The sequence below is a fragment of the [Flexibacter] sp. ATCC 35208 genome (genome assembly GCF_001975825.1).
In the GTDB taxonomy this organism is placed as follows: Bacteria; Bacteroidota; Bacteroidia; order Chitinophagales; family Chitinophagaceae; genus Chitinophaga.
Genome location: NZ_MTKN01000047.1, coordinates 40,573 through 64,869 on the forward strand (window position 1 = coordinate 40,573; position 24,297 = coordinate 64,869).

The following is a 24,297-nucleotide window of genomic DNA, read 5'->3' on the forward strand; positions in this document are numbered from 1 at the left end:
TGCGCTTAAGATACAAATAAAAATGGGACCAGGTATACCCCGGCCCCATTATACTTAAATAAAAAAACGACGACTTATTTTATTTCCTGCAGCATTTCTTTCACTGCCGCTTCCAGTTGAGCATCCTTGCCACTCATTTCTTCTTCATATTTCAATGGTACCCTGATATCAGGCTCTACCTGTAAGTTCTCGGTAGGACGGCCTTCTTTACCAATTGTGGCAATCATTGGTATACCAAAAATGATGGTCGGGTCTATCTGTCTTTCCCACCATACAGCAGTACCCGTACCAGCTACAGGCATACCTACCAGTTTACCCAAACCATTCTGCTTGTACACGTATGGGAAGATAAAGGCATCGCTATAGTTGCCTTCACTCATGATCACACAGCTAGGGCGTGTCCATCTATCCAGCGGTTCAGCACCTTCTACCTTTTCCATCTGCGGAGCAAAGGTCAGGTATTGCTTACCACTCAGGAAGGTATTCAGGTCATTGTGCAACCATCCACCCCCATTGAAACGGGTGTCTACGATCAAGGCTTTTTTGCCTCTGTTACGGCCCATTACTTCATCGTATACAGAACGGTAGCTGGCATCATTCATAGACTGTACATGTACATAGCCTACTTTGCCATCACTCAGTTTGTCTACCATATCCTGCATCCTGGCCACCCAGCGTTTGTACATCAGCTCAGTTTCTTCACCTGCTGCAAATGGGATGACTGTTTCTTCCCAACGCTCCTGCGAACCAGGGTTGTACAAGCTTAACAACACATTATCCCCTGTTTTGCGGTTCAGGAAAGTTGCCCAGTCTACATCAGGCGTAACCGTTTCGCCATCGATCTTTTCGATCACCACGCCTTTTTTGATCTTGCTCTTAGCTTTATCAGAAGGACCACCAGGTATTACCTCATCTATCTTCAGACCGCTGCCTGTAAAGGTTTCGTCGTACAGCAATCCAAGAGATGCTGTTGCATCGCCCTCTGGTGCAGATGGATAATAACGACCACCTGTGTGTGACGCATTCAGTTCTCCCAGCAGTTCGCTCAGGATCTCCTGGAAGTCGTAGTTATCGCTGATGTGTGGCAGGAAACGCGCATAGTTCTTTGCATACATTTCCCAGTCTACGTTATGCAGTTTTGGATCGTAGAATTTATCTTTCACTTCCTTCCATGCGTGTTCATAGATATATGCTCTTTCGCTGGCGGGGTTCCAGTTGAACTCTGTACTGATGCTTACGGGTGTGATCTTACCGGAGGTGGCATCTACTTTTACTACGCTACCTCTGTTGCTTACGAACAGGGTATTACCATCTTTGCTCAATACGATATCACCGGATGTACCACCGAGTTTAGCAAGGATCTTTGTTTCGCCGGTGCGTGGTTCTGTTACCCACAGGTCGTATCCCTTTTCAAATGAAGCCATGTAATACAGTTTGCTGGCATCTTTGTTCAGCACATAGTCACTGATACTTGCACTGTTGATAGTGAGACGAACTTTCCTGTTTTCAAGGTTGTCGAAGTCCGGTTTGAAAGGAGTTTTGGAAACAGTATCCTTTTTTGTAGCAGCTGTATCATCCTTCAGCAGGTTGAACTGATCTTTGGATAATTTGAAACGATCGTATGCTTCCTGATCTAAGAACACAGCATAAATATCTTTCTCCTTGCTACCTTGTCTGGCAAGAGAACGACGACCATTAGCGTTACTCAGGTAGAGCAACATTTTACCGTCTTGTGAGAACTTATTACCTTCTTCACCGAAACCGCTCATTACAGGGTAAATGGCTTTACCATTGCCATCGGCAGGGATCATCGCTGCATTGCTTACATCAAAATAACCCTGCTGATCTTCGGTCACAATATACTTACCATCGGGGCTCCAGGCAAAATCCCAGTCTTCGTCAGAGTAAGAATGATTGCGGCCTTTCGGTAAGATGGTACGACTCTTTTTAGCAGCAAGGTTGTATACCTTCAGGATATTTCTATCTTCTACATAAGCCACTTCTTTTCCATCAGGAGAAAATACCGGCTGGAACTCTGTAGCTGCAGTAGCTACCAGCGGTTCTTCGTTCACCAGTGTTGCACTGAAGAAATAATTTTCTGCTGGTCTTGTCAGGGTTGCTTTGTACAGATCCCAGTTGCCATTACGCTCTGCGGCATACACCAGTGTTTTGCCATCAGGTGACCAGCTAAGGCCACGCTCCTGTGTAGGCGTATTCGTAATACGGCGGGTCATGTTATTTTCCACGCTGCTTACAAATACTTCACCCCTTGCTATGAAGGCCATCTGTTTGCCATCAGGACTCATTCTGAACTGTGTGACATTGCCATTGACAGGCAGGTGTTTTACCACTGCTGCACGGCCATCATTCAGTACCTGGATGGATAGTTTCTTAGGCTCCTGCCCTTCTTTCAGGGTGTAGATTTCACCATTGTAAGAAAAGCAAAGGATGCTATTATCAGCGATGGATAAATGACGTACAGGATGTTTGTCAAAATGCGTCAGTTGTTTCATTTCACCTTTGGTGGTCAAAGAAGCTTTGAACAGGTTTTGTGAAATGCCGCCTTTCTCACTCAGGTAGTACAGCTGGTCGTTTGCACCCAGTACAGGTTCCCTGTCTTCGCCTTCGTAAGTAGAGAGCTGGTTGTATGACTTATTCTTTATATCGTACACCCATATATCGCGGGTTACGCTGCTGGTGTGGTGTTTGCGCAAAGGATCTTCGTATCCTTTCCTGTCCTGGAAAACGATCTGGTCACCTTTGGCAGAATAATGTGCATTGTCCGCACCCGCAGACGTCACCAATATTGAGCGGCCACCGGTTACGGGTACAGTATAGAGGTTATTGAACAACCTGACACTAAAGCGGATATCTGAAGCCGGCGCATTGCGGGGGCTACCAAATAATACCTGTTTATTATCAGGCGTAAAGTCGTAAGGATAATCAGCAGTGCTGTTGTAAGTAAGGCGTACCGGATTGCCGCCCATGGCTGGCATTACGAATACGTCGAAGTTCCCATTCCGGTCGCTGGCAAAAGCGATTTGCTTACCATCATGACTCCATACCGGCATCATGTCGTGTGCTTCGTGAATGGTGAGCGGTACAGCAATGCCCCCATTGACATCCACCCTGTAAATATCTCCTTTGTACCCAAATGCAATGGTCTTACCATCGGGAGAGATGGCGGGATAACGTAGCCATAGTGCATTGTCCTGGGCATAGGTTGCCAGGGTCATACAGCAGGCTGAAAAAGCAAGCAGTAATTTTTTCATATAAAATGGCGATTCAGATTGTTGTTTATCCTTTAAAGGTAACAATTGATGAGCTGGCGCCACTAAATAACTGGATAAAAGGCAACAAGCCTACAGCAAGGGTTTCTGCAGACATACACTGTTCTCCATCTGCTCGTAAGGCGGGTATTTATCCATGAATGTATAACCGGATTTTTGATAGAGGGCGATGGCTTCCGGCTGACGAATGCCGGTTTCCAGTACGGCACGGGAAAAACCCTCAGAGATGGCCCAGGTTTCCAGCTCTTTTAAGATGGCGTACGCAATGCCCTGACCACGATGGGTATTATGTACGAACATGCGCTTGATTTCGATCGTATTTGTGTCAAACTGGCGAAAACAGGCACAACCTACCGGCAGCGCATCTACATATGCGACTACAACGGTAGGTATGTTTTTAACTTTATCGAGGACTTCGTAATCCTGTTGTACTTCAGGATACCTGATCCATAAATCTTTGTCAAGGGCAATTATCAGCTCCTGAAAATGAGGATCATCACTGTGCGTTCTTTTGAGTCTTAGCATAGCCCCCTAATTTACTGTTTTTTTTACCGTATCCAAAGTATACGATAAAACCTAACAGCAACCATACAATGAGGCGGATCCACGTATCCAGTGGCAGGGAAAACATCATTACCAGACAGGTCAAAATTCCTAACACCGGCACTACCGGCACCCATGGTGTTTTGAATGCACGGGGAATATCCGGTTGCTTTTTGCGGAGAATAAGGATACCTAAGCAGACCATTACAAACGCCAGCAATGTACCGATGCTACACATCTCTCCTACTACTGAAATAGGTACCAGACCTGCAAAGAGACTGATGAAGATACAGAGTACGATATTAGATTTGAATGGTGTGGCAAAACGCTGATGCAGCTGCGCAAATACGGGTGGCAATAACCCGTCTTTACTCATGGAATAAAATACCCTGGATTGTCCCAGCAGGTCTACCAGTATCACGGAAGTATATCCTATGAGGATGGCGCCGATCACTGCCAGGAACAAACCTTTATAAGGTGTATGTGCGATGGCCACTGCAACGGGTGCAGGGTTGTCTTTAAACTCTGTGTAATGCGCCATACCTGTCATCACGTAACCAAACAATACAAACAGTATGGTACATATGATGAGGGAACCTAAGATCCCTATCGGCATATTCTTTTTTGGATTGCGGGTTTCCTGCGCCATGGTGGCGACGATGTCGAAACCAATGAATACAAAGAATACTACGCCCGCACCTCTCAGAATACCGCTCCAGCCAAAGGAACCAAATTCGCCGGTGTTCGCAGGGATGAATGGGTGATAGTTTTCAGGATGAATGTATTTCCATCCCAATGCAATGAATACCAGTACCACTCCTACTTTCAGTGCTACTACGATCGCATTGAACAATGCCGAACTTTTAGTACCGCGTATGATAATAGAAGTAATGGCTACAATGATCAATACAGCTGGCAGATTGATAAACCCATGTACGAATGTATGATCTGCCAGTTCTATTTTTTCAAATGGAGACGCGACCAGCTGAGGAGGTATATGAATATTGTAAGTGCCGAGAAACTTGACAAGATAACGTGACCAGCTGATGGCTACAGTAGAGGCGCCTACTGAATATTCCAGGACCAGGTCCCAGCCTATGATCCATGCCCACAGTTCACCGAGTGTAGCATAAGCGTATGTATACGCACTGCCTGCTACGGGTACCATGCTGGCCATTTCTGCGTAGCAGAGTGCGCTGAAAGCACAGCCTACGGCCGCCAGTATAAATGATAAAATAACAGCAGGACCAGCGTTATTCGCAGCTGCAATACCAGTGAGGGAAAAGAGCCCTGCACCGATGATCACGCCAATACCGATGGCAATGAGATTGAAACCTCCGAGACTACGTTTTAATGTATTACTGCCACTTTGAGCAGCTTCCTGTTGCAGGCTTGCAATTGATTTTCTTATCACAGGTATGATTTGGATTGGGTGCAAAGGTAAGGGATTGAGATTACTCTACAAAACAACTAGACTTAATACCATCCCACGATCGTATTTGCCGTCTATAAAGTTTCCGCATTCTTTAACATCGCATTAACCGATGGTAACTTGGCTGAGTTGTAACTTAGCCGGACTATAAAATTATTATTTCATAGGTATAGGGATATCAGACAGCTGCTCTTTTAAGGGTGGCTTTTATTTTTTTAAACCATTGTTGATTTTAAATGTTACATCATTATGGCTCCACTCAATCCTTATCTCAATTTCAACGACTCCTGCAAAGTATGGCATCCACTGGATGGTGAACTATGATTATAAATAACAAAGATACTGCGGTGCGGCATAGTTTGGCATTCATTATGTTCACTATATCCCAAAAGGTAATATTATGAAAAGCGTTAAACTGGCCTTCTATGCCCGCCTGGCCCTGATCTTACATGCGCTTATCCTGTCCATGCTAATTATGCATCTTGGCAAGACGGTGATTATTCCACTGTTCTTTGCCTTGCTGATCTCCTTTGCTCTACTGCCTGTATGCCGGCAACTGGAAAAATGGGGATTGCATCGTGGTATTGCGGCCGCTATTTCAGTACTGCTATTTGTGGTACTGATCGGTTCTTTTATAGATGTGCTGAGTCACCAGGTGGTAAACTTCACCCATAATCTGCCTGAACTGCAAAAGCGGTTTACGGAAAGTCTGACAGACGTCAGAGCCTGGCTTTTTAATACCTATCATATCGATTATCAACAGCAAACAGACTATTTGAAGCGCTCTACCAGCGGTCTGCAGTCTACGGCTATGAGTTCACTGGGAGCCACCTTTATTGGGGTAGCAGAGGTCTTTATCCTCTTTATCTTCTTCCTCATCTTTACTTTCTTCATGCTATACCACCGCCGGTTGCTCAAGCGCTTTGTGGTAGCCCTCTTTCCAAAAGAAGAACTGCCCAAGGTAGAGGAAGTACTGGTAAGTGCCCGCAGCATGATCAACCGATATATTATCGGGCTGCTGACTGAAATGTTTATCCTGATCATCTTATTGCTTTCTACCCTGGCCATATTAGGGATCAAATATGCCCTGCTGATCAGTGTAATGGCAGCACTGTTGAACGTAATACCCTATCTGGGTATTTATACAGCGATGGCCATCAGCATGTTCATCACTTTTGCCAATGGGGAACCTTCACAGGCGTTAACTGTTGGTATTGTTTTTATCGTGGCGCATTTCCTGGATGCAAATGTTATTCTGCCCCGTGTGGTAGGTGGTAATGTAAAGCTCAATCCCCTCATCACTATTATCGCCGTACTCACCGGCAAGCTGATTTGGGGCATACCGGGTATGTTCCTGTTTATACCCCTGGCGGCCATTATCCGGATTATCAGTGAAAAGGTGGAATCATTGCAACCATGGGCAATTTTGATGGGAGAGGAAAAATAATTTGGGGGCTACTGACATACTGTTGTCACCTGCCCTTTTTTACTTTGTGATAACAAAACAAACCTCACATGAAAGAAATGACCACCACTGTAGCTACGGAAACATTTATGACCCCGGCTCAACTGCTGAAACACTGGCAGTTGCACCGTAACCTGACCCGTAAAACGATCAATGCATTCCCGGAAGATAAACTCTTTAGTTATTCTGTAGGTGGCATGCGTCCTTTTGCTGAACTGGCAATGGAATTCATAGGTATGGCCGTACCTACCCTGACAGGGATTATCACTGAAAAATGGGAAAAATTCAAGCATGATGAAGCTCCTGATACCAAACAGGCATTGCTGGAATTGTGGGATGAGCAGACGGAAATTATTGACACCTTATGGCCAAAAATTTCTGCTGAAAGATTCAATGATGTTGTATTAGCCTTCGGTCAATGGGAAATGCCGGTATACCTGTTGGTAATGTATGTGGTTGATAATGAAATACATCATCGCGCTCAAGGCTATGTGTACCTGCGTTCACTGGGTATTGAACCACCTTTCTTCTGGGACAGAGAGTAGTAGTATACCCCCCATTCTAAAATCTGATAAGAAGCGCCTGCTGTATAGCAGGGGCTTTTTTATTGAAAATAGTTTGAGATACACCTCATCCAGCTCCTGCCATTCGAAGGACTTAAAATGCCCCGGATTGGTGAAGTAAATGGTACCCGGCTGGGTAGTGTATATCTGCTCATCTGTTGTATAACGGCCCGTTCCACTCTTTACAAATACGAAAGAGAAGAAATTGACACGGTATACAATAGAAGTATAGGGCAATACCGGATGTATGTCCCTGATATTATGAATCGTAAAGTCGGTTTGATCATCAATAAGATCGGTGGGCAAATCCTGAAAAAGGTATTGTTCTTTTAAGGAGTTAAAAACATGCCTTTCTATATCCTTTTTCATGGGTTGCGATTTAGTCCACGTAGCTCACGATATAAGCATCCTGCTCCTTTGCCTTTTCATAGATAGCTTTCAGCGCCATCAATTCTGTAGCCATATGCTGGGCATTGAATGTTACGCCTTCTTTTTCATCGTCTGTCCATACCTGGCCAGGTTCTATGTCATGTTCATTCAGCTCTGCATGGTCAAACAGCGCGATAATGTTGCCTGGTTCGATAGCTGACAGCAGGTCTGCAATCTCTACCACGGTAGCCGGATCATTGAAATATAACGGTTGCCTGTCGAAGTCAAAATCGTCAGGGAGTTCGTCGATATCGATATTTTCAAAGTCGATCTCCTCTCCTACATATGCTTCAGGGTAAAAGATCTGCCTTACGATAGAGATGTCCTCAGGTCTGCTACCTTTGGAAATCAAAAATAATAATCCTTCGAAGGATTTCTCAAAAGTTGTTTTTTCCCTGGCTATGTTGGCCACTGGGTATTCAGGATCGTCTCCTATTTTGGAAAATTCGTTCCTGTCTACGAGAAATAGTGTAGCACTTTGTCCCATAAGAGCGTTTAAAGATTCCGCAAATTTATTTGAAGATATTAACATCTGCCAAAAAAAGCAAAAAAGGATATTTGAGTGGGGGGTTTTATGCTTTTTGTGGGCTTAACCAAAGACAATCGCTTCTGCCTTGGGCAGAAGCGATTGTCTTTAGAAGGTGGGCCTGCGGCCGGTTAAGAAGATCCGGCATCATTCGAAAGCAAGCCAGCACTATTTTATTATGCCTATTTCGGCGATGCCTACATATTGTTTGCCATCTTTAGCTGGCAGTACATGTAAAGGCTCAAACCGGAAGTATCTTGCGGTGACTGGTTTTTCCAGGTCAATCCTTTGTTCGATCGGGTTAGCTTTAATATTAGAGAACTCCCCTTCTTTCTGCAATTCCCAGGTCTTACCATCCTCACTGGTGTAGATCTTATACTTGTCTACCAGGCCTTTATCTTTTAACGGCAGGTAGTTAAAGCCGATCATCTTCAGTGGAAACTGCATATCTACGATCACGCCTTTAGGAGCAATCTTCTTAAAGGTAGACATTTCCATCTGTACAGCACTCGTTGCATCCCCGTCAATAGCGGCAGAGAACTTCGTATTCGGCGATTTCCATTGTGTTTTATCGACAATGGTATTTTTGTTTGTAGTGGCTACCTTTACCTCAGGGGCTTTGAACAGGGCTACATCACTGAGACAGATACTCGCAGCACCCTTTGTGATACGGATCCTTACCTTATCGGTCGTTACCGTACGCTCACTACGGATCAGGCGGCAATAACCAATTGCTGTACCTTTCTTCAGTTCTGTCCACTGGTTATTTTCCCAAACATCTACTGCCCAGTCGTCTATACGCTGACCTAATTTAATATTCTCACGGAGACGGATGACGTTGAATGTTTTTGTACCTGCCAGGTTCAGTACCAGCTCACCGGTGTTCACACCATCTTTAGTACCCCAGTAGGTGTATGGATCATTATCCAGTACATTCTCAGCAGCATATGCCTTATCCTCGCTTCTTACATCGCTGGCCTGCACTGTTGCGCCTGCCGCGAAGTTCACCTTGTACATTTCTTTGATGATATCGCCAAAGCCTTTCAGCGAAGCAACGTCAATTTCATTTACCAGACCTCGTTGATCAGGAGGTACGTTCAGCAACATGGTAGTACCATGACCTACTGAAGCGAAGTAATGGTTCAGCAGATCCTCCGGTGTTTTCACTTTGCCATCCTCAGTAGCATGGTAAAACCATCCTGGCCGGATGGAGAAGTTTGTTTCTGCCGGCATCCATTGTTTACCATTCCGGGTACCATTCAGCCCCAGTTCATACAATACCTGTCCCGGTGATGCCACCGCTGAATCCTTATCACCGATGGGGGTGTAAGTAGCCCAGCAAGGGTCGCCGGAGAAACCGGTTTCGGTACCTACCCAGCGTACATCCGGTCCTACATCGCTCATGATCACTGCATTTGGCTGCTGCTCTTTTTCCTGTCTCCAGGTTTCAGGCCAGTTATAATAAGTGTAACGATCGATCTTTACTTCTTTACGTGCACCACCATAATAACCATCGCCACCATTTGCGCCATCATGCCAGATCTCGAATACCGGACCATAGTTGGTCAGCAATTCTTTCATCTGTGCGCGATAGATGCGTACATACTCCTGAGTGCCGTAAGCAGCATTGTTCCTGTCCCATGGAGAGAGGTATACGCCAAATTTGATCCCCTGTTTTTTACAGGCATCTGCAAATTCTTTTACCATATCGCCCTGGCCATTCTTCCATGGGCTTTTGGTAATGTTGTGAAAAGTGGTTTTGGTTGGCCAGAGGCAAAAACCATCGTGGTGCTTACAGGTCAGGATCAAACCTGTCAGTCCTGCGGCCTTAATGCTCGATACGATCTGATCGGCATCGAAGTTGGTAGGATTAAATATTTTCTCATCTTCGTCGCCATACCCCCATTCCTTGTTAGTGAAAGTATTCACAGTGAAATGTACAAACGCGTACATATCCATAGCCTGCCATTCCACCTGTGGTGCGGAAGGCAATACGCCGTAAGGTGCAGGTGCACTTACCTGTGCGTTGCTACAGCTGGGCCCGAGCATCAGCATGGCAAATGCCAGACTTGTGCCGCCTATAAATTTCTTCATGTAGTATTGTGTTTTTTGTTAGACCTGTGTTCACATGAGCTATAAAAATAGGTCGTTTTATCAAGGAATGGAACTATACGGAAAATAGTATTACCTATACTCAAAATAATATGAGGGCCCGCATATGCAGGCCCTCATTACAATTCAAATCCTTATCAGTTAAAAGATATATCTCAGCCCCAGCTGCATCTGCCATCTGGATGGCAGGTCAGGACTGGTGGTAAAGGTCTGTGTTTGTCCGGGGTCAAACTGGTAAATTGCCTTGCCATCGGTATCCTTGCCGGTATAGGCCAATGGCTGGTAGTAACCTGTAGTACTGGCGTATTTACGCAATCCCCATTTACTGCTGATCAGGTTTCCGAGGTTCACGATGTCCAGACTCACCTGAATGGTGCTGGTATGATCTTTCCCTTTAAAGTTGAAATCCTGTAACAAACGCAGGTCCAGCTGACTAAACCAGGGCGTGGTACCATCATATTTTCCGGTATACTGACCTCTGTGTGAACTAAGGTATTTATCCTGCTGGATAAATCTTTCCAATGCTGCTCCCTGCGCTGCCGCATCCTGCACCGTACCATTTGCATCTGTCAATGTTGCAAAATTCATTTTGCTGATCTCTGACTGCGTAGGCACATACAGGAGGTCGTTTGCTGCAGAACCATCATTGTTTACATCGCCACCATATACATAGGAGTAGCGGTTGCCGCTTGTCCAGTTGCTAAAGAAGGAAATGGTGGTTGCATATTTTCCTTTGCTGTATTCAAACTTCTTGATTCCTGCCAATGTGATACGGTGGGTGTTACCATATAGGGAGTTCGATTCTCTCGCCTTGTTTGCATTGCCCAATACCGGGTTACGGTCAAATGCATCGCCGGAAATCTCTGCGGAGATTGAGCTTGCATCTTTTGCAATCAGATAGTTATATCCTAACATGAGGAAATAACCTTCGCCAAATGTTTGCTGCGCCTGGAAAGAAGCATTGAATGAATAACCGATCTTTGTATTGGTAAACACATAGGTAGCTGTATTGCCTTTATCACTTGCCTGGTATACTTCGCGTGTATCGCCTGTGCCTGAGTTCAACACACCAGTTGGGGTACCCAGACCATAATCTCTTACCATCATAGAGTTCAGGTCTTTTGAATAAGCCAGGTCACCTGTCAGGATCGTACCGATTGGTAATTTATAATCCAACCCGATATTAGAACGCCAGATCTGTGGCCACTTAAAGTTGCGCGCTGTCACATCATAATAACCGGTGAAAGGATTACCAATCTGGTTACCCACCCATACAAAGGGGAAACGGCCGGTAAACAAACCGGTACCACCACGTAACTGTACGGTTTTATCACCATTGATGTCCCAGTTGAAACCTACTCTTGGAGAGACTAAGACCTTACCGCTGGGCATGCGGGTATTATCAATTGTCTGACCGGGACCATTCTTTACGGGGTTCCCGTTTTCATCAAATAATGTGAGATCATCTGTATTCGCCACTGTGGGAGAACCTTCTACAAATGTACCTGCGAAGGTGCCATCTGCATTGACGTTAGGGCTCTTATAGCTTGCTTTGGACGGATAATACAATGCCTTGTCAAAGCGTACACCATAGGTTAATTTGAAGTTGGATACCGGGTTCCATTCATCCTGTGCATAAGCAGAAGCCTGCCCTACAGTGAGGTAATACCAGGTCCACTGATCAGCAGCTGCGCGGTTCTTTGCATAAGATACATTTGCATCGTACCCGCCAGCAGCAGCAGAGGTGAGGAAGTCATTGATGTCTACCCCTGAGAAGAGGGTATATCCAAACCCTGTCAGGTTGAAAGAGTTCCCAAATTTGAACTGCTCGTACGAACCACCAATGGTGATGGTATGCTTAGGCAGAATGATGTTGAAGTTATCTGTCAGCTGTAGTGCATCCTGGTTCAGTACATTATTAATTGAGAATGGCTCATACCCTGCTACGATATAAGGCACGCCATACTTCGTAATATTCAAAGCAGGGAAAGGGGTTGAGAATGGATTACGGTTATCTCTGAAGATGGTATAAACTGCCCTGAATTTATTGGCGTAGGTATCATTGAAGTTCGACTTCAATTCCAGTCCGAATGAGTGCAGTTTATTGACCATTTCATATCCTGAATTTCTAAATTGCAGGGTAATGGCATCTGGTCCGCGACGGTTGATGGCATTGGGGTGAGCCGTTTTTTCCTGGGAACCATCCAGGCCATTATAAGTAAATGCCAGTGAATGTTTATTATTGATCACCCAGTCAATTTTTGCCAGCCATTTATAGTTGCTTCGTTTCAGGTTATAATGTTCGTAAGGTCCTGTGTTATAACCATACTTTGAACTCAGCAGGTCACTCACCGCCTGCAGGTCAGATGCCAGTACGCGGGAAGTGGTGATGTCGCCGGCATTATCCGCAGTTTGTGCTACATATGCACTGGCTTCATCCTTGCGCTGTTCGGATTCGAAGTTGACGAAATAAAACAGTTTGTTCTTTTTGATAGCTCCACCTAATGAAAACCCTGCCTGAAAGGATTCCAGTGTAGGCACAGAAAATTTCTGTCCGTCTATTTTGTTGCCGGACAATGCATCATTACGATAGAAAGCGTAGACGGTACCACTAAATTTGTTGCTACCGCTTTTGGTCACTGTGTTTACACCAGCGCCGGTAAACCCTGACTGGGTTACATCATAAGGTGCGATGTTGATCTGGATCTGATCGATCGCATCGATAGAAATGGGCGTGGCATTGGTTTGCCCGCCGGGAGTAGGTGCATCCAGACCGAAAGGGTTATTGAACACCGCTCCATCCAGGGAGAAGTTGTTGTACTGCCCGTTCCTGCCTGCAAAGGAAATTCCGTTGTAAGTAGGAGAAGCAGATGGTGTAAGGCGCAGGTAGTCGTCTGCCGAACGGGAAATGGTAGGCAGCTGACGGATCTGGATGCTGGAAATATTTGTAGATGCACCCGTGCGCTGGTCATTAAAAATGGTAGAGCGACCACTCACTACAACTTCGCTGAGGGTACCTGCGGCTTCAGAAAGACGCAGATCCAGTGAGGTCGTTTGACCCAGGTTCAGGAAAACCCCGGAAGCAGTTTTAGTCGCGTAACCGGTAAAAGACACTACTACGGTGTAAGGACCTCCCACACGGAGGTTGGGCACAAGAAAACTTCCATCTGATTTGGTAATCAATCCTTTGTTGATACCTGCGTCTGACCATGTTACCTGTACTGTAGCACCGGGTAAAGCCTCCCCGGCCTCGGTTTTTACTACACCACTCAGGCTGGCTGTCGTTACCTGGGCAAACACACTACTTAACGAAATACAGGCAATTAATAAGCTCAAAAGGAGCTTGTGGCGATTTGGTTGATACATCTTTAAGATATTGGTGAGTAAGTAATGGCTAACATTCAAAGAACAACTACAGCACCATTCGGATAAACATACTGTACAATTTACCATAAAAACTGCACAATTCCACCGGGTTTTCTGCAAAAAATTCAGGCAAGAGCTTCAAAATAAATACATAAAATTATTTAACATGTATATGTTCCTACCCCATTATGCAGAGTTATGTAAACACTGCATAAAAGTGCGAAACCTTCTCCCTATTCGGTTATGTGCTCAGGCACCATCCTTGTTGCGCAGAGTAATTAAAATCTGATAAAATGACGAAGAAAAAACCACTTGCGAAAAACTCCCCAAAAGACAATACGGGTCAGCCAGCATCTTCCGAAACGGCCAAGACCATCGACCTACAGCCACAGACCATCGATGCAACAGATCAAACCATGAATACGAACCAGGGCACACTGATCAATGATGATATGAATACCCTCAAAGCAGGCGACCGGGGACCTTCTTTACTGGAAGACTTCATTTTCAGAGAGAAAATGACACACTTCGATCATGAGCGCATTCCGGAACGTGTGGTACATGCACGCGGCGTTGGTGCCCATGGGGTATTCCGGGTATACGAATCACAGGCAGATATTACTAAGGCAGGGTTCTTAAACGACCCCTCCAGAGAAACACCCGTATTCGTCCGCTTCTCTACGGTTGCAGGCAGCAGAGGTTCTTCTGACCTGGCCCGCGATGTAAGAGGCTTTGCCGTAAAGTTCTATACACAGGAGGGAAATTTTGATTTAGTAGGCAATAACATACCTGTGTTCTTTATACAGGATGCCATGAAATTTCCAGACCTGATCCATGCGGCCAAACCAGAGGCAGACAATGAAATACCACAGGCGGCTACGGCACATGATACTTTCTGGGATTTCATTTCCCTGATGCCGGAGAGTACACATATGGTGATGTGGGTGATGAGCGATCGTGCTATTCCACGTAGCCTTCGTATGATGGAAGGATTTGGTGTACATACCTTCCGCCTGATCAACGAAGCAGGTCAGTCACACTTTGTAAAGTTCCACTGGAAACCTATACTGGGTGTACATGCTGTAGCATGGAATGAAGCGCTGAAGATCTCTGGTATGGACCCTGATTTTCATCGCCGGGATCTCTGGAATGCTATTGAAAGCGGGAACTACCCTGAGTGGGAACTGGGCATACAGGTGATTGCAGAAGAAGATGAACACAAATTTGACTTTGATATATTGGATCCTACCAAGATCATCCCGGAAGAATCTGTGCCGGTACAAAAGATAGGGCGACTAACATTGAACCGCAACCCGGACAATTATTTTGCAGAAACAGAACAGGTAGCATTTCATGTGGGGAACATTGTACCAGGTATTGATTTCTCTGATGATCCATTGATGCAGGGAAGACTGTTTTCTTACACGGATACACAGCTGATCCGGTTAGGAGGGCCTAACTTTCATGAAATTCCGATTAACAGACCTATAGTCCCTGTATATAACAATCAGCGGGATGGGCATATGCGCCAGACCATTAATAAAGGGAAAGCGAATTATAGTCCGAACACTGTTGGAGGTGGTTGTCCTTATCAGGCAATGATGAAAAATGGTGGTTTCAGTTCTTTTCCTGAAAGAGTAGATGCGAATAAGATCAGACAACGCAGCAAAAGTTTTATGGATCACTTTAGCCAGGCAAAGTTATTCTGGTATAGTCAGAGTGACTATGAAAAGAATCACATCATTGATGCATTGAGTTTTGAACTGGGTAAAGTACAGACGAAGGCGATACGTGAAAGGATGTTGCGAACATTGGTGCAGGTGAATGATAAACTGGCGGCGGCAGTAGCTTTTGCGTTGGGTATGCCGGTGCCCGATGAACCCGTAGTGAATGAAGGAAAGCCTGCTGATGGAAATCCCAAACACTACGCCAGCATCATACGTGAGCCTGATGTAAAATTCTCTGCAGCATTAAGTATGGCGCATACAATTAAAGATAGTATTCTAACCAGGCAGATTGCAGTGCTGGTAGCCGATGGGGTGAGTGCAACTTCGCTAAATACCGTAAAGAACAAGCTGATGGCAGCAGGTGCGGTAGTAGAAATTATTGCGCCCAGGCAAGGGTACATTCAAACAGCAGAAGGAGATGCGATCGAAGTGGATAAGAGTTTTCTGACGAGTGCATCTGTGTTATATGATGCAGTGTATGTGCCGGGGGGAGTAGATAATGTGATTGCTTTGCAGGATGAACCGGATGCGATTCATTTTCTGAATGAAGCATGGAGGCATTGTAAAGCGATTGCGTTTGATGCGGATGCGGAGCCTGTTTTAAAGGTGACTTATATTAAAGAGAAGGCGGCAGGGTTAATTATTGGTGACGATGCGGCAACACTGGCAGACGAGTTTATAAAAGCGGTGCAGCAGCATCGCTTCTGGGAAAGAGAGACAGCGAGAAAGGTACCCGCTTAAACAACTCCCGGGTGCTAGCCCCCCTTCCCAGGGCAAAAGTGTTAGCACCCGGGTTCGCTTATTTAGCTTATTTTGGATGGTTTCTACCCTATAACCATTGCTGTGACCAAGTCGCATTTTGCCCATAAAAGTCTGGCGATTGTACCAATAACGTATAAAACTGTGCAGTCCGGTCCACACATGAATTCCCCAATACTGGTGAAACACAGTACTACCAGTCTGCAAATATTGCATTTGCCGGAATATTTTTTTTCACCACATCGGGTTTGTAATGTAATACCAAATAGCATATGCTACAGCCAGCCAGTATTCCTTCAATTGCCGTATGGTGGCTGGATTCAAATATCCTCAAAATGATTAAAAGGAGAAACAGGCGATCCGCTCTGTAATATTTATTGCTGAGATTTTTTCTTTATTTGTGTGGAATCCAAAATTCCCTTATCAATTAGCATGCCTATTGCTATGTACATGAATTACGCTAACAAAATAAAAATGACACCGCAACGAACTTATAACTGTTAACTATTAGGATTGGCAGTGCTATAAATAATATCTACATTAAATTTCTAAACATCAACAATGGCAACAGACATAGCGAAGCTGCTTCAAAAGAAGCAGAAAAAGATTATGGAAAACTGGATGAACGCCCAGCTTTCCAACGTCAGCCTTAGGGAAGACCTAATGAGTAACGAAGACCTTAGAGAACAATCCACTGAACTCTTAGACACACTTTTAAAAGTATTATCTGAGAAAAATCTCAGCAATTTTGAATCTACTGAATTTGAACCCGTTCATGAACTCCTGGCCGGGGTATCTCATTCCCGTGCTCAACAAGGATTTACCCCTTCCGAAACTGGTGTTTATATTTTTAGTTTGAAAGATGCCCTGCTATCGACTTTACTCACTGATTTGAAGGATGATCCGGCTACCCTGGTCGATGGTGTGATCAGAATAGGTAAGCTGATGGACTATCTCAGTGTGGTTGCATTTGAAACTTTTATCAAGGGAAGAGAAGAAGTTATTCTGCGCCAGACAGATGAGATCGCAGAAATCTCCACTCCTGTGATTCGTATATGGGATGGCATTCTCGCCCTGCCTATTATTGGCACCCTGGATAGTTCCCGTACGCAGGTAGTAATGGAGAGCCTGCTGCAGGAAATTGTGGAAAGTGGCAGTACAATTGCCATATTGGATATTTCAGGTGTGGCTGCTGTAGACTCACTGGTAGCACAGCACCTGATCAAAACTGTTGCGGCGACCCGCCTGATGGGTGCAGAGTGTATTATTAGCGGTATCCGTCCTGAAATTGCACAAACAGTGGTTCACCTGGGTATCGATCTTTCCAATATTATTACCAAGGCGACACTCGCCAGTGCGCTCAAACAGGCGTTTGGTATGTTGAGACTGAGTGTAAAAAAATTGGAATTCACAAATAAAACAGCTATTTAATATATGGATCGTATTCCTATACTTCGTATGGGGAACCTGTTACTGGTGACCATACAGATAGATCTGTACGACAGGTTAGCGACCAATCTGGAGACAGATTTGGTACAAATGGTAAATAAGACCGAAGCGAAAGGTGTATTAATAGATATCTCCGCATTATCCATCGTCGATTCTTTTATGGGCCGTATTCTTGGCAACATTGGTTCTATGTCCAAAATTATGGATGCCGAAACCGTTGTTGTAGGTATGCAGCCGGCTGTCGCTATTACGCTGATTGAACTTGGGCTGGAACTCAAGGGCGTACATACGGCTTTGAATGTAGAAAAGGGAATGGAATTATTAAAGGGAAAAATTAGTAATTATGAAGATGACCTAACAGAAGACGATGAAGATAGTACTGAATAAGGACCGTATGCTAATCGAAAGAGAACAGGATGTGGTTCCATTCAGGAATCGTGTAAAAGAGTATGCGGTGAAAATTGGAATGAGTCTTGTGAACCAAACCAAACTGATCACAGCCGCCAGTGAACTTGTCCGCAATATGCTGAAATATGCCAATGGTGGAATTGTGTTGATTGAGGTACTCACCCAGGGCAGAGATAGTGGAATCCGGCTTGTCTTTACCGACAAAGGACCGGGGATTAAAGATATTTCGCTAGCTATGCAAGATGGCTATTCCTCCGGCAAAAGCCTGGGGATTGGCCTACCCGGTACCAAACGACTGGTCAATGAATTTGAAATCAAAAGTATAGTCGGCGAAGGCACAACTGTTTCAATTATTAAGTGGAAGAATGGATAAAAACATACACCTGGCGCTCAATGCATCTGAGCGAAGCTATTTTGCTATATTAAAAAAAGAAATCCATACTATGGCAATCGCTGGCGGACTTTCTGAAAAGCGGGTTGCAGAGATCGATATTATTGTGGCAGAAATAGTGACCAATCTGGTCAAACATGCAGGTGGCGGCCAGGTACTAGCTAAACTCATCCAGGAAAACGGCGAAAAAGGCATAGAACTGATCAGTATTGACAACGGCCCCGGTATGACGGATGTGACCCGGATGGTAGCAGACGGCGTATCTACAAAAAAAACACTGGGGCAGGGTCTGGGCGCCATGAAAAGGCTCTCCGATGTATTCCAGATCTATTCTAATAAGAACTGGGGTACCATCATCCTGATCAGGGTATTCAATAAGCCACCGGTCAAAGCCTTTAAAACAGAGATCAGATCCGTAATCATCCCTAAACCAGGCGAAACTGAAAGCGGAGATAATTTGTACTCTATAGTAGACAAAAACCACGTGAAATTATTCCTGGGAGATGGTCTGGGCCATGGCCCCGAAGCGGCGAAAGCCATGCGTGTAGCCGGAGAAGCATTTATGGAATGCACGCATACCAACCCCGTAGAAATCATCAGGTATATTAATTTAGCTGTCAAACGAACAAGGGGAATGGTAGGCACTGTCGCGGTTTTTGACCATGCCGCCAGGAAATGGCGCATCTGCGGAGTGGGTAATATTATCACAAAAGTGTACAATCCGGAAAGCAACAAAAACTACCTGGCGTACAACGGTATCATTGGACTCAATGTTCCCAATACCCTCAATGCCCAGGAAATTCCTTACGAAGATGGTCAGTATATCCTGATGTCAAGCGATGGTCTCAAAACGCGTTGGGAGACTTCAAAGTATACATCCATAATGCGTTACGATCTTTCTATTCTATGCGCTTCTCTCATTAAAGACTTTGCCCGCCTCACAGACGATATGTCGGTAGTGGCGTGCAAAATAAACTTGTAATCTCATGCACGAACTTGCCCGGGTGACCCTTGAGAATGAAATGGATCTCATACTTGCGCATAAGCGCTCTATGAAACTGGCAGAACTGGCCGGTCTCTCCCTGTCGGCACAAACAACTTTTGCTACTGCCGTGTCCGAGGTGTCAAGAAACGCCATCGACAGCGGCAAAAGAGGTAGTCTCATTCTAAGCGTAGAAAGCGATCTGCGGGAAAAATTCATCGTAGCCTGTCTAAAAAATGAGCAACAGAACAACGCCCGGGAAGGTCTTGAACATGCCAAAAAACTGGTTAATAAATATAAAGTATCTACTAATGGTCCGGAGACCAGCATCGAACTCTTTTATACCATCTCCCCTGCTTTCCGTATAGATATACAAAAGCTGGATGAGTGGCGGAGTCTCTTTCGCAATGAACCTTCTATCTCCCCTTACGAGGAACTGAAAAGGAAGAATGAACAGCTGCAGGAACTTTCAGAAAAAGTGCAGAAAAGTGAAGACCAGTACAAGGTGCTTACCAATTCACTCCCCCTTATGATCTTCTCGCTCGACGATCACGGACAATTGCTCTATGCCAATGACTGGCTGTTACACTACACAGGTCAAAACCTGAATAGTCTCAACAACAGCAAATGGAAAACCATCGTGCATGCTGATGATTATGACGCCTTCTGTCTGCTGTTGCAGAATGATATTACACGGGGTGCAACCACCATCAAGATACAGGCAAGGCTGATGAACAAAAGTACCAGCGATTACCTCTGGCACCAGATCTCCCTGTCACCACTCAATGGAGATAAGGAAGAGCCCAGTTACCGTATCGGGTTTATGGTCGACATCCATGCACAGAAAACGGTAGAGGAAACGCTGAAAGATAACTACGAATTAAAACAGGCGGAAAAGAAACTGAAAGATAACCAGCATACACTGGAACAGTATATTGAAGAACTGAACCGCAGTAACCAGGAGCTACAGCAATTTGCCTTTGTAGCTTCTCATGATCTGCAGGAACCGGTACGTAAATTGCTCTTTTATAGTGACTACCTGCTGAATAAATACCAGGCTTCTTTTGATGAGAAAAGCCTGCATTTCCTGAACAGTATACAGGGCGCTTCCCGCAGAATGCGATCATTGATTCAAGACCTGTTACTCTTCTCACAAATCAATAAAGAACAGATTCAGTTCCAGGAAGTTGACCTGAATACGGTAGCGACAGATGCCTGCCAGGATCTGGAAATGGCGATTGAAGAAAAGAATGCCGCACTCAATATTCAATCACTGCCAAAACTCTATTGTGACGAACGTATGATGCGGCAGCTGTTTGGCAATATCATCAGCAATTCATTGAAGTATAGCAAGGATGCCCTGGCTCCTCAGATAGATATTTCTTACAAGCAGGAGAACGGGCATATTGAACTTATATTCAGGGACAACGGGATTGGATTTGATGAAAAGTACCTGCCTAAAATGTTCACCCTCTTTCAGCGCTTACATACACGACAAACGTATGAAGGCACAGGATTGGGACTGGCCATATGCAGGAAGATCGTAGAAATGCACCAGGGGAAAATATGGGCTACCTCAGAAGAGGGATTAGGTGCAACCTTTTTCATTTCTTTGCCTACACATCCGATTATTTAATTGCTTACCTTATGAAATGTGGAAAAATACTGGTTATTGACGACGACTCTGAAGATATGGCTATTATCAGAGAAGCCATGGAAATGATCAATGCTGATCATGTGATGATGTTTGCCGAAGGTGGCGAAAAGGCCCTGCAATTGCTGGACACACGCTTTAGCGCAGAACACATAGTTCCTTGTCTGATCGTACTGGACCTGAACATGCCAAAGATGAACGGTACGCAGACACTGGCAAACCTGAAGGCAGATGACCGCTTCAGGAATATTCCTGTTATCATCTACTCTACCTCTATTAATCCTTTTGAAAAAGCGAAATGTGTCACCTTAGGTGCACATGCGTATATTACCAAACCTGTATCTGTCAAAGAAAGTCTGGAAACAGCGCAGGTGTTTCTGAATTTCTGCCAGGCAGATTGATTGTTATGCCAACACTGGCAGCCACACACTCATACCACTCTTCCCCGTATTTGCCCAGGCAACATAAGGTATCAACTTTATCGTAACTGGTTTGGCGTTATCATTCAACTCCTGGTACAAGGTATTGTGCCATTTTGAGTGTCTTAACGTGGCGCATTCCATAGTTTTTCCAGTTGCGTAAATCCGTGAATAGCATGCGCAGGGAGTGTTTCTCCTTTTTCTCCAAACACATACATCGCGGCGGGTTGTTCAATAGTTATTTTGGTTTCGTCTGCGGCGGTAATATTAAGTTGTAGATATTTAGCCATAAATTCATATACTGCTTTGCGCTTGTTGCTACCAAAGTCATGGCCTTCTGCAGGCAGGTGTACATTGGATACTTTGCCGGTCTGGCCGTAGTAGCCGTAGATCTTTTGCAGGTAAGGGAAGTCGTGTTCGGGCATTTTATCTGTCCAGTCGCCGCCATCGCTGACTAACAACTGTGGTCTGGGAGCTGCCATAGCAGCGATTTCTACGTTGTCCGTTCTATTCCCGCAACCATGTATGGGCATCCCACTTTCGCAGGGGCAACCACCATAAAAATAAGAACTGATGGCCACTACAGGTGCACTCACTTTGATACGGTCATCAATAGCTGTCATCAATACCGTATGACTCCCTGCCCCTGAACCACCTGTAATACCGACTCTACTGGTATCTGCATTTTTAAGAGACAATAAATAATCGAGTATCCTGATGGTGCCAAGCGCCTGTACACTCATGGCCAGACTACGACGGTGATCGGCTTCTTCAAATTGCAACTGAGATTCACCCCATGCAAATAGATCGTAGCTGAAAGCCATAGCACCCATGCGTGCTAAGGCAGCACAGCGATATTGACAGTCCGGTCTGTATCGCTGATCTTTCCAATGCCCGTCGGGATTGAGGATCACAGGAATCTTTCCTTTGCTTTTTGCAGGTGCGTACAGTGAACCATTAATATACACACCTGGCAGTATTTCTATGGCAATGTTACGTACAGTGTATCCATCAAACTTTCTTTCGGCAGTAATGATCGGTGCAGATGCAGGTTTAGGTGGTAATGGAGACAATTGTAATGCCTGTAAGATACAGGGTTGTAGTGTTGCTTTCCTGTTTTCCCATTCCTGTTCGTTATGATATTGCGAAGCGATCCGGTCCAGCTCTGCCCAACCATCGGCAACAGGCCAGCGATAGTATTCATAATTGGTAAGGCGGTATTGCTTATCCTTTTCCTTTCTTACTTTCAGATCGAGTGGTGCGAGTACACGCTCAAGCGTCGCCTCTGCATCCGGTCGATACCGCCAGTCCGCATAAGTCACATACTTACCGGCTACCTCTGCCTCCGTGTATCGGATTTTAATACCATAGCGGTGCTGGATATCGAGTAGTACATCCTGCAAGGGTTTCTTATACCCGCTGTCAGAGTTTTGCTGTGCATAGGCACATTGTACCAGTAACAGGCAGAAAAGCAATCTTATCATGGGAAAACATTAATAACGTGGTCACAACGGTGAATTAAGTGTCAATCAAACGAATATATTTTATTTGCCTGAAAAATCAAAATACAGGGTAAGTTGTAATAAGCGTCCTTTTTATACAGATCGTGTGAATGGTATCCAGGTGTTTTTACATCATATTTTCCGAATCCCTGAAGCTCCCGGTATAGTCATCCATTTGCCGGAATTGGCACCTGCGGTGCAATAAAATGCCCAATTGGTATTGAATTTCGGTTTCCTGGGCAGCCAGACGATATGCGCCTGTCAAAACAATAAAAAGGGGCATAATGGTCTTCTTTATAACAAAAACGTGGAGCCTGACCGGGAGTAGGATAGACAATAAAATGAATAATGGGAATTACAGCCACGGAAGGGCTCCCCATGTATACTTCACCCATATAATCATATTTCTTTCACAGTATTCACTCTTCTCTCATCAGACCGCTCTACCTGCAAGGTTTTTGTCATTACTATTAGTTATAAAATGAAACTTATGGCATCTAAAACGATATTATTTATCCATGGAATGTTTCAAAACCCTAAAAGCTGGTCTCATTGGGTAGACTTCTTTACTGAAAGAGGCTACACCTGTTTAGCGCCTCCATGGCCGTTGCATGAAGGCGACCCTGTATCATTACGCGAGCAACCACCTGCAGGCCTTGGCGAACTGAGTCTCGACACCGTTGTTAAAGCAATGGAAAAGGTAGTTGCTACACTAGCGGAAAAACCTGTTGCTATCGGTCATTCTGTAGGTGGTCTGATTGTACAGTTACTATCAGAGAAAAATTTGATTGCAGGCGGTGTATGTATCGATTCTGTGGCCCCCAATGCCATGCAGACTTTTGACTGGGGATTTTTCAAAAACAGTACACTCATTGCCAATCCATTTAAAGGCGATCATCCTTTTATAATGGACGAACAATCCTTCCATGAATCATTTGCTAATACAATGACGGATGAAGGCGCTAATGCAGCCTTTCGAGCTTTTGCAACGCACGACAGCCGGAATGTATTGAGAGATTGTCTGGGCCGTGCCGGACATGTAGACCTGGATCTGCCGCATTTCCCTTTACTATTTATTGGTGGCAGCGATGACCAGATCATTCCTGCGGAACTGAATAAGAAGAATGCGAAGGCTTATACAGATGATAAGAGTATTACAACATTCCGGGAATTTGCGCACAGGGGGCATTTCATTTGCGGGGAACCGGGATGGGAAGAAGTGGCAACATATGCATATCAATGGATTCACGCAAATATCTAATAATAAAAACCTTCATGAA

Annotated in this window: 19 protein-coding genes; 10 read left to right on the forward strand and 9 right to left on the reverse strand. The window is 44.9% G+C overall.

Annotated features, from left to right (window positions below):
* Positions 1-74: 74 nt before the first annotated feature.
* The 3 genes from BW716_RS24850 to BW716_RS24860 all read right to left on the reverse strand — a co-directional run bounded on the left by BW716_RS24850 (position 75) and on the right by BW716_RS24860 (position 5,247).
* Entirely contained in the window at positions 75-3,272 is a 3,198-nt protein-coding gene (locus tag BW716_RS24850; RefSeq protein ID WP_083727134.1) for an LpqB family beta-propeller domain-containing protein, read from the reverse strand.
* Between the two features lie 90 nt (positions 3,273-3,362).
* The gene (locus tag BW716_RS24855; RefSeq protein ID WP_083727136.1) at positions 3,363-3,815 is read right to left on the reverse strand and encodes a GNAT family N-acetyltransferase; all 453 of its coding nucleotides are present in this window, start codon (positions 3,813-3,815) and stop codon (positions 3,363-3,365) included.
* Entirely contained in the window at positions 3,787-5,247 is a 1,461-nt protein-coding gene (locus tag BW716_RS24860) for an amino acid permease (RefSeq protein WP_083727138.1), read from the reverse strand. The genes BW716_RS24855 and BW716_RS24860 overlap by 29 nt, the downstream gene beginning before the upstream one ends.
* Before the next feature lie 418 nt (positions 5,248-5,665).
* Between BW716_RS24860 and BW716_RS24865 the strand changes: the two genes are divergently transcribed.
* Positions 5,666-6,712, forward strand: coding sequence for an AI-2E family transporter (locus BW716_RS24865; RefSeq protein ID WP_083727140.1), 1,047 nt, complete (start codon positions 5,666-5,668; stop codon positions 6,710-6,712).
* 68 nt (positions 6,713-6,780) lie between these two features.
* Positions 6,781-7,275 (forward strand): DinB family protein, encoded by a 495-nt coding sequence (locus tag BW716_RS24870; RefSeq protein ID WP_235643941.1) that lies wholly within the window; start codon positions 6,781-6,783, stop codon positions 7,273-7,275.
* Here BW716_RS24870 and BW716_RS36255 read toward each other — a convergent pair.
* The 4 genes from BW716_RS36255 to BW716_RS24890 form a co-directional block, all read right to left on the reverse strand.
* The gene (locus BW716_RS36255) at positions 7,234-7,662 is read right to left on the reverse strand and encodes an AraC family ligand binding domain-containing protein (protein WP_143709014.1); all 429 of its coding nucleotides are present in this window, start codon (positions 7,660-7,662) and stop codon (positions 7,234-7,236) included. The genes BW716_RS24870 and BW716_RS36255 overlap by 42 nt on opposite strands.
* Positions 7,663-7,672: 10 nt before the next feature.
* Positions 7,673-8,209, reverse strand: a complete 537-nt coding sequence (locus BW716_RS24880) for a DUF1877 family protein (RefSeq protein ID WP_179091257.1) — start codon at positions 8,207-8,209, stop codon at positions 7,673-7,675.
* Between the two features lie 207 nt (positions 8,210-8,416).
* The gene (locus BW716_RS24885) at positions 8,417-10,342 is read right to left on the reverse strand and encodes an alpha-L-fucosidase (RefSeq protein ID WP_083727146.1); all 1,926 of its coding nucleotides are present in this window, start codon (positions 10,340-10,342) and stop codon (positions 8,417-8,419) included.
* 159 nt (positions 10,343-10,501) lie between these two features.
* Positions 10,502-13,696 (reverse strand): carboxypeptidase regulatory-like domain-containing protein, encoded by a 3,195-nt coding sequence (locus BW716_RS24890; RefSeq protein WP_235643942.1) that lies wholly within the window; start codon positions 13,694-13,696, stop codon positions 10,502-10,504.
* A 323-nt stretch (positions 13,697-14,019) separates the two neighbouring features.
* Here BW716_RS24890 and BW716_RS24895 point away from each other — a divergent pair, with 323 nt between their 5' ends.
* The 7 genes from BW716_RS24895 to BW716_RS24925 all read left to right on the forward strand — a co-directional run bounded on the left by BW716_RS24895 (position 14,020) and on the right by BW716_RS24925 (position 21,497).
* On the forward strand, positions 14,020-16,194 hold the full coding sequence (locus BW716_RS24895; RefSeq protein ID WP_083727150.1) for a catalase: 2,175 nt from the start codon (positions 14,020-14,022) through the stop codon (positions 16,192-16,194).
* Positions 16,195-16,773: 579 nt separating this feature from the next.
* The gene (locus BW716_RS24900; protein ID WP_083727152.1) at positions 16,774-17,643 is read left to right on the forward strand and encodes an STAS domain-containing protein; all 870 of its coding nucleotides are present in this window, start codon (positions 16,774-16,776) and stop codon (positions 17,641-17,643) included.
* Positions 17,644-17,646: 3 nt separating this feature from the next.
* Positions 17,647-18,048: an STAS domain-containing protein gene (locus BW716_RS24905; protein WP_083727154.1), complete on the forward strand. Its 402-nt coding sequence runs from the start codon at positions 17,647-17,649 to the stop codon at positions 18,046-18,048.
* A complete protein-coding gene (locus BW716_RS24910; RefSeq protein ID WP_083727156.1) occupies positions 18,029-18,442 on the forward strand; it encodes an anti-sigma regulatory factor in 414 nt (137 codons plus the stop codon). The genes BW716_RS24905 and BW716_RS24910 overlap by 20 nt, the downstream gene beginning before the upstream one ends.
* Positions 18,435-19,442: an ATP-binding SpoIIE family protein phosphatase gene (locus BW716_RS24915; RefSeq protein WP_083727158.1), complete on the forward strand. Its 1,008-nt coding sequence runs from the start codon at positions 18,435-18,437 to the stop codon at positions 19,440-19,442. The genes BW716_RS24910 and BW716_RS24915 overlap by 8 nt, the downstream gene beginning before the upstream one ends.
* Positions 19,443-19,446: 4 nt before the next feature.
* Positions 19,447-21,078, forward strand: coding sequence for an ATP-binding protein (locus BW716_RS24920; RefSeq protein WP_083727160.1), 1,632 nt, complete (start codon positions 19,447-19,449; stop codon positions 21,076-21,078).
* Between the two features lie 11 nt (positions 21,079-21,089).
* The gene (locus BW716_RS24925; RefSeq protein ID WP_179091258.1) at positions 21,090-21,497 is read left to right on the forward strand and encodes a response regulator; all 408 of its coding nucleotides are present in this window, start codon (positions 21,090-21,092) and stop codon (positions 21,495-21,497) included.
* A 3-nt stretch (positions 21,498-21,500) separates the two neighbouring features.
* Here BW716_RS24925 and BW716_RS36910 read toward each other — a convergent pair whose 3' ends face one another.
* On the reverse strand, positions 21,501-21,659 hold the full coding sequence (locus tag BW716_RS36910) for a hypothetical protein (RefSeq protein ID WP_179091259.1): 159 nt from the start codon (positions 21,657-21,659) through the stop codon (positions 21,501-21,503).
* Positions 21,641-22,999, reverse strand: coding sequence for a S9 family peptidase (locus BW716_RS24930; RefSeq protein WP_083727162.1), 1,359 nt, complete (start codon positions 22,997-22,999; stop codon positions 21,641-21,643). The genes BW716_RS36910 and BW716_RS24930 overlap by 19 nt, the downstream gene beginning before the upstream one ends.
* Positions 23,000-23,507: 508 nt before the next feature.
* On the opposite strand from BW716_RS24930, the gene BW716_RS24935 reads away from it, so the two are divergent.
* The gene (locus BW716_RS24935; protein WP_083727176.1) at positions 23,508-24,278 is read left to right on the forward strand and encodes an alpha/beta hydrolase; all 771 of its coding nucleotides are present in this window, start codon (positions 23,508-23,510) and stop codon (positions 24,276-24,278) included.
* Positions 24,279-24,297: the final 19 nt, after the last annotated feature.

Bases quoted from the DNA above. Each gene is read 5' to 3' on its own strand.
- BW716_RS24850 (WP_083727134.1), bottom strand. From the start codon at position 3,272: ATGAAAAAATTACTGCTTGCTTTTTCAGCCTGCTGTATGACCCTGGCA.
- BW716_RS24855 (WP_083727136.1), bottom strand. From the start codon at position 3,815: ATGCTAAGACTCAAAAGAACGCACAGTGATGATCCTCATTTTCAGGAG.
- BW716_RS24865 (WP_083727140.1), top strand. From the start codon at position 5,666: ATGAAAAGCGTTAAACTGGCCTTCTATGCCCGCCTGGCCCTGATCTTA.
- BW716_RS24870 (WP_235643941.1), top strand. From the start codon at position 6,781: ATGAAAGAAATGACCACCACTGTAGCTACGGAAACATTTATGACCCCG.
- BW716_RS36255 (WP_143709014.1), bottom strand. From the start codon at position 7,662: ATGAAAAAGGATATAGAAAGGCATGTTTTTAACTCCTTAAAAGAACAA.
- BW716_RS24880 (WP_179091257.1), bottom strand. From the start codon at position 8,209: ATGGGACAAAGTGCTACACTATTTCTCGTAGACAGGAACGAATTTTCC.
- BW716_RS24885 (WP_083727146.1), bottom strand. From the start codon at position 10,342: ATGAAGAAATTTATAGGCGGCACAAGTCTGGCATTTGCCATGCTGATG.
- BW716_RS24895 (WP_083727150.1), top strand. From the start codon at position 14,020: ATGACGAAGAAAAAACCACTTGCGAAAAACTCCCCAAAAGACAATACG.
- BW716_RS24900 (WP_083727152.1), top strand. From the start codon at position 16,774: ATGGCAACAGACATAGCGAAGCTGCTTCAAAAGAAGCAGAAAAAGATT.
- BW716_RS24905 (WP_083727154.1), top strand. From the start codon at position 17,647: ATGGATCGTATTCCTATACTTCGTATGGGGAACCTGTTACTGGTGACC.
- BW716_RS24910 (WP_083727156.1), top strand. From the start codon at position 18,029: ATGAAGATAGTACTGAATAAGGACCGTATGCTAATCGAAAGAGAACAG.
- BW716_RS24915 (WP_083727158.1), top strand. From the start codon at position 18,435: ATGGATAAAAACATACACCTGGCGCTCAATGCATCTGAGCGAAGCTAT.
- BW716_RS24920 (WP_083727160.1), top strand. From the start codon at position 19,447: ATGCACGAACTTGCCCGGGTGACCCTTGAGAATGAAATGGATCTCATA.
- BW716_RS24925 (WP_179091258.1), top strand. From the start codon at position 21,090: ATGAAATGTGGAAAAATACTGGTTATTGACGACGACTCTGAAGATATG.
- BW716_RS36910 (WP_179091259.1), bottom strand. From the start codon at position 21,659: ATGGAATGCGCCACGTTAAGACACTCAAAATGGCACAATACCTTGTAC.
- BW716_RS24930 (WP_083727162.1), bottom strand. From the start codon at position 22,999: ATGATAAGATTGCTTTTCTGCCTGTTACTGGTACAATGTGCCTATGCA.
- BW716_RS24935 (WP_083727176.1), top strand. From the start codon at position 23,508: ATGGCATCTAAAACGATATTATTTATCCATGGAATGTTTCAAAACCCT.